The 14,733-nt window shown below is 66.9% G+C and carries 8 protein-coding genes, 3 rRNA genes and 1 pseudogene; 10 read left to right on the forward strand and 2 right to left on the reverse strand.

Annotated features, from left to right (window positions below; translation table 11 throughout):
- The first annotated feature begins 31 nt into the window (after positions 1 to 31).
- The 5 genes and pseudogenes from NEH16_RS25145 (at position 32) to NEH16_RS25165 (ending at position 8,572) form a co-directional block, all read left to right on the forward strand.
- Positions 32 to 672 (forward strand): annotated as a pseudogene (locus tag NEH16_RS25145) (DNA-3-methyladenine glycosylase).
- Between the two features lie 565 nt (positions 673 to 1,237).
- Positions 1,238 to 2,762: ribosomal RNA gene (locus tag NEH16_RS25150) — 16S ribosomal RNA — on the forward strand.
- 299 nt (positions 2,763 to 3,061) lie between these two features.
- Positions 3,062 to 6,186 (forward strand): 23S ribosomal RNA (locus tag NEH16_RS25155).
- A gap of 136 nt (positions 6,187 to 6,322) precedes the next feature.
- Positions 6,323 to 6,438: ribosomal RNA gene (rrf, locus tag NEH16_RS25160) — 5S ribosomal RNA — on the forward strand.
- The 16S, 23S and 5S rRNA genes sit together here, the layout of an rRNA operon.
- A gap of 1,441 nt (positions 6,439 to 7,879) precedes the next feature.
- Entirely contained in the window at positions 7,880 to 8,572 is a 693-nt protein-coding gene (locus NEH16_RS25165; protein WP_265547375.1) for a tetratricopeptide repeat protein, read from the forward strand.
- A 49-nt stretch (positions 8,573 to 8,621) separates the two neighbouring features.
- Here NEH16_RS25165 and NEH16_RS25170 read toward each other — a convergent pair whose 3' ends face one another.
- Positions 8,622 to 9,884, reverse strand: a complete 1,263-nt coding sequence (locus NEH16_RS25170) for a DUF1015 domain-containing protein (protein ID WP_265545092.1) — start codon at positions 9,882 to 9,884, stop codon at positions 8,622 to 8,624.
- Positions 9,885 to 9,955: 71 nt separating this feature from the next.
- Here NEH16_RS25170 and NEH16_RS25175 point away from each other — a divergent pair, with 71 nt between their 5' ends.
- The 4 genes from NEH16_RS25175 to NEH16_RS25190 all read left to right on the forward strand — a co-directional run bounded on the left by NEH16_RS25175 (position 9,956) and on the right by NEH16_RS25190 (position 14,068).
- Complete coding sequence (locus NEH16_RS25175; RefSeq protein ID WP_265545093.1) at positions 9,956 to 10,984, forward strand: HAD hydrolase-like protein; 1,029 nt, start codon at positions 9,956 to 9,958, stop codon at positions 10,982 to 10,984.
- Between the two features lie 149 nt (positions 10,985 to 11,133).
- On the forward strand, positions 11,134 to 12,093 hold the full coding sequence (locus tag NEH16_RS25180; protein ID WP_265547377.1) for a FecCD family ABC transporter permease: 960 nt from the start codon (positions 11,134 to 11,136) through the stop codon (positions 12,091 to 12,093).
- Positions 12,090 to 13,163, forward strand: coding sequence for a FecCD family ABC transporter permease (locus NEH16_RS25185; protein ID WP_265545095.1), 1,074 nt, complete (start codon positions 12,090 to 12,092; stop codon positions 13,161 to 13,163). The genes NEH16_RS25180 and NEH16_RS25185 overlap by 4 nt, the downstream gene beginning before the upstream one ends.
- Positions 13,164 to 13,246: 83 nt before the next feature.
- Positions 13,247 to 14,068: an ABC transporter ATP-binding protein gene (locus NEH16_RS25190; protein WP_073968107.1), complete on the forward strand. Its 822-nt coding sequence runs from the start codon at positions 13,247 to 13,249 to the stop codon at positions 14,066 to 14,068.
- Positions 14,069 to 14,082: 14 nt separating this feature from the next.
- Here the strand turns inward: NEH16_RS25190 and NEH16_RS25195 are convergent, their stop codons facing one another.
- Positions 14,083 to 14,430: an SCP2 sterol-binding domain-containing protein gene (locus NEH16_RS25195; RefSeq protein ID WP_026171585.1), complete on the reverse strand. Its 348-nt coding sequence runs from the start codon at positions 14,428 to 14,430 to the stop codon at positions 14,083 to 14,085.
- A 42-nt stretch (positions 14,431 to 14,472) separates the two neighbouring features.
- On the opposite strand from NEH16_RS25195, the gene NEH16_RS25200 reads away from it, so the two are divergent.
- Positions 14,473 to 14,727: a hypothetical protein gene (locus tag NEH16_RS25200; RefSeq protein ID WP_265545097.1), complete on the forward strand. Its 255-nt coding sequence runs from the start codon at positions 14,473 to 14,475 to the stop codon at positions 14,725 to 14,727.
- Positions 14,728 to 14,733 lie beyond the last annotated feature (6 nt).

Below are 14,733 nucleotides of genomic sequence, written 5' to 3' on the forward strand. Positions count from 1 at the left end.
CCGTAGTCGGTTCCCAGTAACCTCGAACCTCATGATCGATGGCCCGGACCGTACGCCGCTGACGCGGGACTTCTTCGACCGCCCCGTACTGGAGGTGGCGCCCGACCTCCTCGGCCGCACCCTGGTGCGCAGCACCCCGGAGGGCCCGATCGCCCTGCGCCTCACGGAGGTGGAGGCGTACGCCGGCGAGATCGACCCGGGTTCGCATGCCTTCCGGGGCCGGACACGGCGGAACGACGCGATGTACGGGCCGCCCGGCCACGCGTACGTCTACTTCACGTATGGCATGTGGCACTGCATGAACCTGGTGTGCGGCCCCGAGGGCAGGGCGAGCGGGGTGCTGCTGCGGGCCGGCGAGATCTTCGAGGGCGCCGAGCTGACGCGTAAACGTCGAGTTTCGGCCCGCAATGACCGAGAACTGGCCAAAGGCCCGGCCCGCCTCGCGACCGCCCTGGACATCGGCCGCGCATTGGACGGCACCGACGCCATCGCCCACGAGGGGGCCGAACTCTCCGTGCTCCACGGCACCCCACCCCTCGTGACCAGGTGCGGAACGGACCGCGGACCGGAGTGGGCGGAGACGGGGCGGTCCACCCCTGGCGGTTCTGGATCGACGGGGACCCCACGGTGAGCCCGTACCGCGCCCATGTGCCGCGGCGCAGGTCAACTTGACTCGCCCGGATGGGGCCCCTAATGTTGTCCGAGTCGCTTGACACGGGTATAGCTGTTGGTTCGGTCCATCGGATCGTGAGCCGCGCAGACCTGAAGCGGCCAACCACTACCTACGACTCACCCCAGAGGGTACGAGTTTCGGCATGCCCGGAATTCAGACCCACTGACTCGATTATGAGTAACCGGGAGAATCCGCTAAAGTAGTGGACACGCCGAAAGGCAGCCGAAAGGCAAAAAGAAAGACCCGCTTCGACCGGGAATTCGGACACGAAAGAGTCTGATAGAGTCGGAAACGCAAGACCGAAGGGAAGCGCCCGGAGGAAAGCCCGAGAGGGTGAGTACAAAGGAAGCGTCCGTTCCTTGAGAACTCAACAGCGTGCCAAAAGTCAACGCCAGATATGTTGATACCCCGGCCTGCTTCGGCAGGTTGGTGGTTCCTTTGAAAAGTCCTGCCGGATCCATTGGATCGGGTAGGCACAACACAGCGAGGACGCAGTGGACGACGGGTCATATTCCGACCTGGTTGTTCCGCTCTCGTGATGTGTCTCCCGATTACGGGAAAACATTCACGGAGAGTTTGATCCTGGCTCAGGACGAACGCTGGCGGCGTGCTTAACACATGCAAGTCGAACGATGAAGCCCTTCGGGGTGGATTAGTGGCGAACGGGTGAGTAACACGTGGGCAATCTGCCCTTCACTCTGGGACAAGCCCTGGAAACGGGGTCTAATACCGGATAATACTTTCTTCCTCCTGGGAGAAGGTTGAAAGCTCCGGCGGTGAAGGATGAGCCCGCGGCCTATCAGCTAGTTGGTGGGGTAATGGCCTACCAAGGCGACGACGGGTAGCCGGCCTGAGAGGGCGACCGGCCACACTGGGACTGAGACACGGCCCAGACTCCTACGGGAGGCAGCAGTGGGGAATATTGCACAATGGGCGAAAGCCTGATGCAGCGACGCCGCGTGAGGGATGACGGCCTTCGGGTTGTAAACCTCTTTCAGCAGGGAAGAAGCGAAAGTGACGGTACCTGCAGAAGAAGCGCCGGCTAACTACGTGCCAGCAGCCGCGGTAATACGTAGGGCGCAAGCGTTGTCCGGAATTATTGGGCGTAAAGAGCTCGTAGGCGGCTTGTCACGTCGGTTGTGAAAGCCCGGGGCTTAACCCCGGGTCTGCAGTCGATACGGGCAGGCTAGAGTGTGGTAGGGGAGATCGGAATTCCTGGTGTAGCGGTGAAATGCGCAGATATCAGGAGGAACACCGGTGGCGAAGGCGGATCTCTGGGCCATTACTGACGCTGAGGAGCGAAAGCGTGGGGAGCGAACAGGATTAGATACCCTGGTAGTCCACGCCGTAAACGTTGGGAACTAGGTGTTGGCGACATTCCACGTCGTCGGTGCCGCAGCTAACGCATTAAGTTCCCCGCCTGGGGAGTACGGCCGCAAGGCTAAAACTCAAAGGAATTGACGGGGGCCCGCACAAGCAGCGGAGCATGTGGCTTAATTCGACGCAACGCGAAGAACCTTACCAAGGCTTGACATACACCGGAAAGCATCAGAGATGGTGCCCCCTTGTGGTCGGTGTACAGGTGGTGCATGGCTGTCGTCAGCTCGTGTCGTGAGATGTTGGGTTAAGTCCCGCAACGAGCGCAACCCTTGTTCTGTGTTGCCAGCATGCCCTTCGGGGTGATGGGGACTCACAGGAGACTGCCGGGGTCAACTCGGAGGAAGGTGGGGACGACGTCAAGTCATCATGCCCCTTATGTCTTGGGCTGCACACGTGCTACAATGGCCGGTACAATGAGCTGCGATGCCGCGAGGCGGAGCGAATCTCAAAAAGCCGGTCTCAGTTCGGATTGGGGTCTGCAACTCGACCCCATGAAGTCGGAGTTGCTAGTAATCGCAGATCAGCATTGCTGCGGTGAATACGTTCCCGGGCCTTGTACACACCGCCCGTCACGTCACGAAAGTCGGTAACACCCGAAGCCGGTGGCCCAACCCCTTGTGGGAGGGAGCTGTCGAAGGTGGGACTGGCGATTGGGACGAAGTCGTAACAAGGTAGCCGTACCGGAAGGTGCGGCTGGATCACCTCCTTTCTAAGGAGCATCTAGATTCCGCAAGGAATCCAGAGCCACTACGTCGGCAAATGTTCGACGGTGGTCAGCTCATGGGTGGAACGTTGACTACTCGGCACGGCACATGAGTCTTCACTAGTACTGCTTCGGCGTGGAACGTGGGAACTGATGGGTCGGGTCGGGCACGCTGTTGGGTATCTGAAGGTGCGGCCGTCATGGTCGTCCTTCGGTTGCCGGCCCCAGTGAACTCGCCCGGTAAGGGTGGGGTGGTGGGTGGCTGGTCGTTGTTTGAGAACTGCACAGTGGACGCGAGCATCTGTGGCCAAGTTTTTAAGGGCGCACGGTGGATGCCTTGGCACCAGGAACCGATGAAGGACGTGGGAGGCCACGATAGGCCCCGGGGAGCTGTCAACCGAGCTTTGATCCGGGGGTGTCCGAATGGGGAAACCCGGCAGTCGTCATGGGCTGTCACCCGCTGCTGAACACATAGGCAGTGTGGAGGGAACGAGGGGAAGTGAAACATCTCAGTACCCTCAGGAAGAGAAAACAACCGTGATTCCGGGAGTAGTGGCGAGCGAAACCGGATGAGGCCAAACCGTATGCGTGTGATACCCGGCAGGGGTTGCGCATGCGGGGTTGTGGGATCTCTCTTTTGCGGTCTGCCGGCCGTGAGACGAGTCAGAAACCGTTGGTGTAGGCGAAGGACATGCGAAAGGTCCGGCGTAGAGGGTAAGACCCCCGTAGCTGAAACATCAACGGCTTGTTTGAGAGACACCCAAGTAGCACGGGGCCCGAGAAATCCCGTGTGAATCTGGCGGGACCACCCGTTAAGCCTAAATATTCCCTGGTGACCGATAGCGGATAGTACCGTGAGGGAATGGTGAAAAGTACCGCGGGAGCGGAGTGAAATAGTACCTGAAACCGTGTGCCTACAAGCCGTGGGAGCGTCGCGCATCGAGCTTGCTCGGTGCGTCGTGACTGCGTGCCTTTTGAAGAATGAGCCTGCGAGTTAGCGGTGTGTAGCGAGGTTAACCCGTGTGGGGAAGCCGTAGCGAAAGCGAGTCCGAACAGGGCGTTTGAGTTGCACGCTCTAGACCCGAAGCGGAGTGATCTAGCCATGGGCAGGTTGAAGCGGAGGTAAGACTTCGTGGAGGACCGAACCCACCAGGGTTGAAAACCTGGGGGATGACCTGTGGTTAGGGGTGAAAGGCCAATCAAACTCCGTGATAGCTGGTTCTCCCCGAAATGCATTTAGGTGCAGCGTCGTGTGTTTCTTGCCGGAGGTAGAGCACTGGATAGGCGATGGGCCCTACCGGGTTACTGACCTTAGCCAAACTCCGAATGCCGGTAAGTGAGAGCGCGGCAGTGAGACTGTGGGGGATAAGCTCCATGGTCGAGAGGGAAACAGCCCAGAGCATCGACTAAGGCCCCTAAGCGTACGCTAAGTGGGAAAGGATGTGGAGTCGCAGAGACAACCAGGAGGTTGGCTTAGAAGCAGCCACCCTTGAAAGAGTGCGTAATAGCTCACTGGTCAAGTGATTCCGCGCCGACAATGTAGCGGGGCTCAAGCGTACCGCCGAAGTCGTGTCATTCCAGCATTAAGGGCCAACGCCTGCTGGGATGGGTAGGGGAGCGTCGTGTGCCGGGTGAAGCAGCCGTGGAAGCGAGTTGTGGACGGTTCACGAGTGAGAATGCAGGCATGAGTAGCGATACACACGTGAGAAACGTGTGCGCCGATTGACTAAGGGTTCCTGGGTCAAGCTGATCTGCCCAGGGTAAGTCGGGACCTAAGGCGAGGCCGACAGGCGTAGTCGATGGACAACCGGTTGATATTCCGGTACCCGCTTTGAAACGCCCAATACTGAATCAGGCGATGCTTAGTCCGTGAAGCCGGCCCGATCTCTTCGGAGTTGAGGGTAGTGGTGGAGCCGACGAACCAGACTTGTAGTAGGTAAGCGATGGGGTGACGCAGGAAGGTAGTCCAGCCCGGGCGGTGGTTGTCCCGGGGTAAGGGTGTAGGACGCACGGTAGGCAAATCCGTCGTGCATGAAGTCTGAGACCTGATGCCGAGCCGATTGTGGTGAAGTGGATGATCCTATGCTGTCGAGAAAAGCCTCTAGCGAGTTTCATGGCGGCCCGTACCCTAAACCGACTCAGGTGGTCAGGTAGAGAATACCGAGGCGTTCGGGTGAACTATGGTTAAGGAACTCGGCAAAATGCCCCCGTAACTTCGGGAGAAGGGGGGCCATCACTGGTGATCCGGTTTACTCGGTGAGCTGGGGGTGGCCGCAGAGACCAGCGAGAAGCGACTGTTTACTAAAAACACAGGTCCGTGCGAAGCCGTAAGGCGATGTATACGGACTGACGCCTGCCCGGTGCTGGAACGTTAAGGGGACCGGTTAGCTGCTCTTCGGGGTGGCGAAGCTGAGAACTTAAGCGCCAGTAAACGGCGGTGGTAACTATAACCATCCTAAGGTAGCGAAATTCCTTGTCGGGTAAGTTCCGACCTGCACGAATGGCGTAACGACTTCTCGACTGTCTCAACCATAGGCCCGGTGAAATTGCACTACGAGTAAAGATGCTCGTTTCGCGCAGCAGGACGGAAAGACCCCGGGACCTTTACTATAGTTTGATATTGGTGTTCGGTTCGGCTTGTGTAGGATAGGTGGGAGACTTTGAAGCGGCCACGCCAGTGGTTGTGGAGTCGTCGTTGAAATACCACTCTGGTCGTGCTGGATGTCTAACCTGGGTCCGTGATCCGGATCAGGGACAGTGTCTGATGGGTAGTTTAACTGGGGCGGTTGCCTCCTAAAGGGTAACGGAGGCGCCCAAAGGTTCCCTCAGCCTGGTTGGCAATCAGGTGTTGAGTGTAAGTGCACAAGGGAGCTTGACTGTGAGACCGACGGGTCGAGCAGGGACGAAAGTCGGGACTAGTGATCCGGCAGTGGCTTGTGGAAGCGCTGTCGCTCAACGGATAAAAGGTACCCCGGGGATAACAGGCTGATCTTCCCCAAGAGTCCATATCGACGGGATGGTTTGGCACCTCGATGTCGGCTCGTCGCATCCTGGGGCTGGAGTCGGTCCCAAGGGTTGGGCTGTTCGCCCATTAAAGCGGTACGCGAGCTGGGTTTAGAACGTCGTGAGACAGTTCGGTCCCTATCCGCTGTGCGCGTAGGAATATTGAGAAGGGCTGTCCCTAGTACGAGAGGACCGGGACGGACGAACCTCTGGTGTGCCAGTTGTTCTGCCAAGGGCATGGCTGGTTGGCTACGTTCGGAAAGGATAACCGCTGAAAGCATCTAAGCGGGAAGCCTGCTTCGAGATGAGTATTCCCACCCTCTTGAAGGGTTAAGGCTCCCAGTAGACGACTGGGTTGATAGGCCAGATGTGGAAGCCCGGTAACGGGTGGAGCTGACTGGTACTAATAGGCCGAGGGCTTGTCCTCAGTTGCTCGCGTCCACTGTGTTGTTCCCAGGCCACGAACAGTCGTGCTGGTTGAACAGCGTCATTCATTAAATTGAAAAGTGTGCTTGTTCGCTAAGTGCCGATACTCCGCCTTTTTGGGGAGTGGCCGATAGTGTTTCGGTGGTCATTGCGTTAGGGAAACGCCCGGTTACATTCCGAACCCGGAAGCTAAGCCTTTCAGCGCCGATGGTACTGCAGGGGGACCCTGTGGGAGAGTAGGACGCCGCCGAACAATTTTTGAAGGACCCTTGGTCCCAGCGTTCAGCGCTGGGACCAAGGGTCCTTTTTGTTTTGCCCGAAGCGCGTCGGGTGTCCGGCTGCGCAAGAATGTCTGTAGTACCCCGATGACAGGAGCTCCACCCATGTCCACCAACTCTCCCGACGATCGTTCGGAGCGCGAGCCGCGTCGCCGGGACGGCGGTGACCGGGGCGGCTTCGGCGGCGGTCGCGACGACCGCTCGCGCGGCCCGCGCCGCGACGACCGTCCCTCCGGGGGCGGCTTCCGCCGCGACGACCGGGACCGTGACCGGGACCGTGGTCCGCGCCGGGACGACCGTCCCTCCGGCGGTTTCCGCCGTGATGACCGGGGCGGTTCGTCCGGTGGTGGCTTCCGTCGCGATGACCGTGGTGGCGGCTATGACAACCGTGGTGGCGGGTTCCGTCGTGACGACCGTGCCCCGCGCCGCGACGACGACCGTGGTGGCCGGCCGGGTGGGTACGACCGCCGCGACGACCGGCCCCGTGGGCCCCGTCGCGATGACGACAACCGTGGCGGTGGCTTCCGCCGCGACGACCGGGGCGGCAACTCCGGTGGCGGTTTCCGCCGTGACGACCGTCCCTCCGGTGGCGGTTTCCGTCGTGATGACCGGGGCGGCAACTCCGGTGGTGGCTTCCGTCGCGATGACCGGGGTGGCGGCCACGACAACCGTGGTGGCGGTTTCCATCGCGATGACCGTGCCCCGCGCCGCGACGACGACCGTGGTGGCCGACCGGGTGGGTACGAGCGCCGCGACGACCGTCGTGACGACCGCCCCCGCGGCCCCCGCCGGGACGACGACAACCGTGGCGGTGGCTTCCGCCGCGACGACCGAGGTGGCAACGCCGGTGGCGGCTTCCGTCGTGATGACCGGGGCGGCAACTCCGGTGGTGGGTTCCGTCGTGATGACCGTGGTGGCGGCTATGACAACCGTGGTGGCGGTTTCCGTCGCGACGACCGTGCCCCGCGCCGCGACGACGACCGTGGCGGCTTCCGCCGTGATGACCGGGACCGCGACCGCGCCCCCCGCCGCGACGACGACCGCGGTGGCCGTTCCGGCGGCTACGGATACGAGCGGCGCGATGACCGTCGCGATGACCGGCGTGACGACCGCCCCCGCGGCCCCCGCCGGGACGACAGCCGTCCGGCCGGTGGCGGGTTCCGCCGTGACGACCGGGACCGCGACCGCGACCGTGGCCCCCGCCGCGACGACAACCGGGGCGGCGGCTACCGCGGCCAGCGGGACGACCGTCGCGACGACCGGGGTGGCTACCGGGGCCGCGACGACCGCGGCGGCCGGCCGGGCGGCTACGAGCGCCGGGACGACCGCGACCGCGACCGCGCGCCCATCAAGCGGCTGCCCATCCCGGACGACGTCACCGGCCACGAGATCGACCAGGACGTCCGCCAGGAGCTGCTGAGCCTGCCCAAGACGCTGGCCGAGGACGTCGCGCGGAACCTGGTCATGGTGGCCCGGCTCATCGACGAGGACCCCGAGCAGGCGTACGCGTACTCGCGCATCGCCCTCCGGCTCGCCTCGCGTGTCGCCGCCGTCCGCGAGGCCGCCGGTTTCGCCGCCTACGCGACCCAGAAGTACGCGGAGGCGCTGGCGGAGTTCCGGGCGGCCCGGCGGATGACCGGGTCCGTGGAGCTGTGGCCGGTCATGGCCGACTGCGAGCGCGGTCTCGGCCGGCCCGAGAAGGCCATGGCGATGGCCGGTGAGCCCGAGGTGCAGAAGCTGGACAAGGCCGGCCAGGTCGAGATGCGTCTCGTCGCCGCCGGGGCCCGGCGGGACATGGGGCAGCTCGACGCCGCCATCGTCACGCTCCAGAGCCCCGAGCTGGCCTCGAACGCCGTGCACCCGTGGACCCCGCGCCTGCGCTACGCGTACGCGGACGCGCTGCTCGAAGCGGGCCGCGAGGACGAGGCGCGCGAGTGGTTCGGCAAGGCCCTGGAGGCCGACAAGGACGGCGCCACCGACGCGTCCGACCGCCTCGCCGAGCTGGACGGTGTCGAGTTCGTGGACGTGCTGGACGACGACGAGGACGAGCCCGTCGCCGCCGACGCGGACCGGGACGACGCCGACGAGGACGGCACGTCCCAGGCGTAAGGCATGAGAAGAGGGCGGCACCCGGCGCGGGTGCCGCCCTCTTTCGCGTTCAGCCCAGGTTCAGGCTGCGCAGGACCAGGCCCGTCGCCGGCTTCGGGCCGAACGACGTCGACTTGCGGGGCATGGTGACGCCCTGGCGGGCCAGGTCCCGGACGAGTTCCTCGCGCACCGGATGCATCAGCACCGCCGTCGAACCGTTCCGCTCGGCCTGCTCCACGGCGGCGGCGGTGTCGTGGATGTACGCGATGTGCGCCGGGTCGTCCGGGATGCGCCACACCCGGTCGAGCAGCGCCGAGTGCAGGACCGTCGCGTCGAGGGTGCGCCAGGCGGCCGGGCGGTCCGCCGGGACCGTGCGGGCCAGCAGCGCCTCGTCCGGGCGGTCGACCAGATGGAAGCCCCCGTCGCCCGCGAGCAGGAAGGCGTTGCCCTCGGCGGCCGCCCCGGCCAGGGCCTCCATCGCCTCCGGAAGCGGCCCCGCCACCTCCCGTATCCGGAACAGGCCGGTCAGCGCGGCCAGCGCGTCCGCGACGGGCAGTCCGCGCAGCAGGCGGTGGATGGCGCGGACCCGGAGCGGGTAGCGGGCGGTGTCCACCAGGAGGACCAGGCCGTAGTCCCAGGGGCCCGGGTCCGTGTGCTCCTCCCGGAGCCTGAGATAGGTGGCCCAGCGGTGGTGGCCGTCCGCGATGAGCGCCTGGTGCCGGGCCAGGTCCGCCTGGATCTGCGCGCGTTCGGCGGGATCGGTGACCGCCCACAGCCGGTGGCGGAAGCCGTCCTCCGTGGTCGTGCAGAGCAGCGGCTCCCGCTCGACGGTCCGCTCGACCACCGCGGTCGCCCCCGTCGCCGTGTCCTCGTCACCCCGGTACGTCAGCAGCAGCGGTTCCAGGTGGGCTGCGGTGGCGCGCATCAGGTCGGCCCGGTCCTCGACCACATGCGCCATGACGTCCTCGTGCGGAAGCACCACGCCCTCGGCCGGCCCCGACAGGGCCAGGGCGCCGATGACGCCCCGTTGCAGGATCTCGTCGTCGCGCTGCTCGTACACGTACAGGGCGGGCTCGGGGTCCGGGGCGAGGACGCCCTCCGCGAGCCAGTCGTCCAGGGTGGCGGCGGCCCGGGCGTTGCGGGCGGCGACCGTGCCGGCCTGCGGCAGGATCAGCCGGACGATGTTGTGCGGGTCCGCCGACTCCAGGTGCAGCAGCCCGTCGGGCCGCACGACCACGTCGTACGGGGGAGACGTCACCGCGGCGAGGCTGCCGACCCGCTCGGGGACGTACCGCAGGCCACGGAACGGAAGCAGACGCAGTCCCTGGTTCATCCACGCATCGTATGTGGGCTGCACGGATGCGCGATGATCGGGGGAGAAGCAGTCGAAGAGGAGCGCGGAACATGAGCGGGACGAGCAGGACCAGGCCGAGCGGCAGCAGCACCGCGCTGAGTGAGGCGTACGACACGGCGCTGCTCGACCTCGACGGTGTCGTGTACGCGGGCGGGCAGGCGATCGACCACGCCGTCGAGGCGCTCGGCACGGCCCGGGACGGCGGGATGCACCTGGCGTACGTCACCAACAACGCGCTGCGCACCCCGGCCGCCGTCGCCGAGCACCTGACCGAGCTGGGCGTCCCGGCCGAGGCGACCGACGTGATCACCTCGGCGCAGGCGGTGGCCCGGCTGATGGCCGACCAGCTGCCCGCCGGGGCCCGGGTCCTGGTCATCGGCGGCGAGGGACTGCGCGTCGCGCTCCGCGAACGCGGCCTCGAACCCGTGGAGTCCGCCGACGACGACCCGGTCGCCGTGGTCCAGGGATACGGCGGCCCCGACCTGCCGTGGGGCCGCTTCGCGGAGGCGTCGTACGCGGTCAACCGCGGGCTGCCGTGGTTCGCGTCCAACACCGACCTGACGATCCCGGGCGCCCGGGGCATCGCGCCGGGCAACGGGGCGGCCGTCGAGGTCGTCCGTATCGCCACCGGCGCCGAACCGCAGGTCGCCGGGAAGCCGCTCCCGCCGATGCACCGCGAGACCGTGCTGCGCACCGGCGCCGAACGGCCGCTCGTCGTCGGTGACCGGCTGGACACCGACATCGAGGGAGCGTTCAACGGCGACGTCGACTCGCTGCTCGTGCTCACCGGGGTGACCGACGCGGCCCAGCTGGTGGCCGCCGTCCCCGAGCACCGGCCGACGTACATCGACGCGGACCTGCGCGGGCTGCTCACCGGACAGCCCGAGGTGACCGAGGACGGCGGGGGATTCTGCTGCGGCGGCTGGACGGCCTCCGCCGGGGACGGTGCGCTCGTGCTGGAGGGCGACGGCGACGCCCTCGACGGGCTGCGGGCGCTGTGCGCGGCGGCCTGGTCGCACGCCGGGGACGGGGCCTGTGACCTGGACGCGGACAAGGCCGTGGCCCGGCTGAAGCTGTGAGGGCGGGCCCGGGGCCCGGGGGCTGGGTAGGCTAACCTAACCGGGTGTTGGTTGAGAGCCCCCCGGATTCCAGTTCCGGCCCGATAGCCGCGCCGGACCAGGCCGCCGCTCCCCGCAGACGTCATGCGGCGAGAGCGGCGGGGCTCCTGGTGGCCGTGGCCGTCCTCGTGCTGGTGTGTCTCGCGTCCATCGGGATCGGCGCCAAGGCGCTGCCGTTCTCCGACGTGTGGCACGGCCTGTTCCACTACGCGGGTAGCGGCGACGACGTCCTCGTACGCGAGGTCCGCGTCCCGCGCACCGTGCTGGGGCTCCTCGTGGGTGCCGCGCTGGGGCTCGCCGGGGCGGTGATGCAGGCGCTGACCCGCAACCCGCTCGCCGAGCCGGGCATCCTCGGTGTCAACGCGGGGGCCTCGGCCGCCGTCGTCTCCGCCATCAGCTTCTTCGGCGTGACCTCGCTGACCGGCTATGTGTGGTTCGCCTTCGCGGGCGCCGCGATCGTGTCGGTCGCCGTGTACTTCCTCGGCGGAAGCCGGTCCTCCACCCCGGTGCGGCTCGCGCTCGCCGGGACGGCTGTCACGGCCGCGCTGTACGGGTACGTCAACGCCGTACAGCTGCTGGACTCGGCGGCGCTGGACCGGCTGCGGTTCTGGACGGTCGGCTCGCTGGCCTCCGCGAACACGGAGACCGTCGGCAAGGTGTGGCCGTTCATCGCGGCGGGCGTCCTGCTGACCGTGTTCATCGCGCGCCCGCTCAACGCCCTGGAGATGGGCGACGACACGGCCAGGTCGCTGGGCGCGAACCTGACCCGGACCCGGGTGCTCGCGATGCTCGCGGTGACGCTGCTCTGCGGGGCGGCGACCGCCGCGTGCGGGCCGATCGTCTTCATCGGGCTGATGATCCCGCACCTGGTGCGCACCCTCACCGGTCCCGACCTGCGGTGGATCCTGCCGTACGCGGCGGTGCTCTCCCCGGTGCTGCTGCTCGGCGCGGACGTGGTCGGCCGGGTCATCGCCCGGCCCTCGGAGCTCCAGGTCGGCATCGTCACCGCGCTGATCGGCGGGCCCGTCTTCATCTACCTCGTACGACGCAAGAGGATGTCCCAGCTGTGAAGGCCACGACCACGAAGGAGACGGCACGCGCCGTCCGTCCGGTACGGGCCGTGCGGACGGTCGGCGGGTACTCGTTCCGGATGAACGTGCGGGCGGCCCTGGTCGTCCTGCTCCTGGCCGTCGTGGCGGCGGGCGCGGCGATCGTCCTCATCGGCAGCGGCGACTTCTCGATGACGCCCGACGAGGTCCTGACCACGCTCTTCGGCCACGGCACCTTCCAGCAGGAGTTCATCGTCAAGGACCTGCGGCTGCCGCGGGTCCTCGTCGGGCTCCTCGTCGGCGGGGCGCTCGGTGCCGGGGGCGCCGTCTTCCAGACCATCTCCCGCAACCCGCTCGGCAGCCCCGACGTGCTCGGCTTCGGGCAGGGCGCCACGGTCGGCGCGCTCACCGTGATCGTCCTCTTCCAGGGCGGCGCGAACGAGGTCGCGGCCGGTGCGGTCGTCGGCGGCCTGCTGACCGGTCTCGCCGTGTACCTGCTGGCGTGGAAGCGCGGGGTGCACGGCTTCCGGCTGGTGCTGGTGGGGATCGGGGCGGCGGCCATGCTGACCGCCGCCACCCAGTACCTGATCACCAAGGCGAACCTGGTCGACGCGACGCGCGCCGTCGTCTGGATGACCGGCTCGCTCGACGGCCGCGACTGGGCGCAGGTCTGGCCGCTGCTGGTCGTCTGCGCCGTGCTGCTCCCGCTGGTGTACGGACACGGGCCGGCCCTGCGCGTCATGGAGATGGGCGACGACGCGGCGTACGCGCTCGGGGTGCGGGTGGAACGCACCCGCCTGCTTCTCATGGGCGCCGCCGTGCTGCTCGTCGCCGTCGCCACGGCCGCCGCCGGGCCGATCGCCTTCGTCTCGCTGAGCGCCCCGCAGCTGGCGCGCCGGCTGACCCGGTCCACCGGCCCGAACCTGGTGGCCTCGACCTTCATGGGCGCGGCGCTCCTGCTCGTCGCGGACTGGGTCGCGCTCGACGCGTTCGGCGACCGCCAGCTGCCGGTGGGTGTCGTCACCGGGGTGCTCGGCGGCTGCTATCTGGTGTGGCTGCTGGTGACCGAGCGCAAGGCGGGGCGCATATGAAGTCCCGTCGTCCCGCCGCCCCTTTTCAACCGACCGACAGCCGACCGTCCGACAGCCGACCGTCCGACCCCCGGAGTACGACCATGCAGCGCCTCACCGCGGACTCGGTGACCCTCGGATACGACCAGCGGGTCATCGCGGAGAACCTTTCGGTCGAGATACCCGACCACTCGTTCACCGTGATCGTCGGCCCCAACGCCTGCGGCAAGTCGACGCTGCTCCGGGCGCTCTCCCGGATGCTGAAGCCGAGCCGGGGCCAGGTGCTGCTCGACGGGCAGTCGATCCACGGGCTGCCCGCGAAGAAGGTCGCCAGGACGCTGGGCCTGCTGCCGCAGTCCTCGATCGCGCCTGAGGGCATCACGGTCGCGGACCTCGTGGCGCGGGGGCGGTACCCGCACCAGGGGCTGCTGCGGCAGTGGTCGCCGGAGGACGAGCGGGTCGTCCAGGAGTCGATGGAGGCGACGGGCGTCGGTGAGCTGGCCGACCGCTATGTCGACGAACTGTCCGGCGGTCAGCGCCAGCGGGTCTGGATCGCGATGGCCCTCGCCCAGCAGACGCCGCTGCTGCTGCTGGACGAGCCGACGACGTACCTCGACATCCAGCACCAGATCGATGTGCTCGACCTGTGCGCCGAGCTGCACGAGACGCAGGGGCGGACCCTGGTGGCCGTCCTGCACGATCTGAACCACGCGGCGCGGTACGCCACGCATCTGATCGCGATGCGGGGCGGGGAGATCGTCGCGGAGGGGGCGCCGGGGGAGATCGTCACGGCGGAGCTGGTGGAGCGGGTGTTCGGGCTGCGGTGTCAGGTGATTCCGGATCCGGAGACGGGGACGCCGTTGGTCGTGCCGGCGGCTCGGGTGCGCGGGGCCGAAAAGACGTCCTCAATCGCCGGACGGGCTTGATGTGGCTGATGCCGTCACAGCAGTGACTTCAGTTTCAGTAGGTCTCTGAAGCCCGCCTCCAGGCGGACCCGGCCCGAGGCCCACGCCTTCGCGAAGTTCAGGTCGCCGTCGACCATGGCGACCAGGTCGTCGCCGGTCATCGCCAGGCGGATCTCGGCCTTTTCGCGGGGTGGGCCCTCCAGCGTGTCCAGGACCCGGATGCGGCCGCCGGACAGGCGGCCGGTGAACGTGATGTCCAGGTCGCGGATGTGGCAGCTCAGCGAGCGGTCCAGGTCGGCGGCGCGGCGCACGTCGCCGTCGGCCCCCGCGAGGTTGTCGGAAAGTCTGTCGAGTGCGCTGCGGCACTCCGCCATGGTCGCCATCGTGATCGACGGTACCCCAGCGCTTCGCGGTAGCGTTTCCGCATGAGCGACCCGATGCCCGACACCGTGACGGAGCCCGCGCCCCTCGGAGTCGTACGGACGCCCACCGGCAACGCCGAGGTGGACGGCCTGCTGGAGCGGCTGGCCGACGCCGACCACCTCGCGGCGGACGGACACACCGAGGTGTACGAGGATGTACACCGGGGCCTGCGCGAGGCGCTGAGCGCGCTGGACGCCGGGCCCGCCCCCGCACCGGGACCACCCGTACCGGTGCCCCCGTACAACCACAGGAGCTGAACCGAA

Source organism: Streptomyces drozdowiczii (assembly GCF_026167665.1).
Taxonomy (GTDB): Bacteria; Actinomycetota; Actinomycetes; order Streptomycetales; family Streptomycetaceae; genus Streptomyces; species Streptomyces drozdowiczii_A.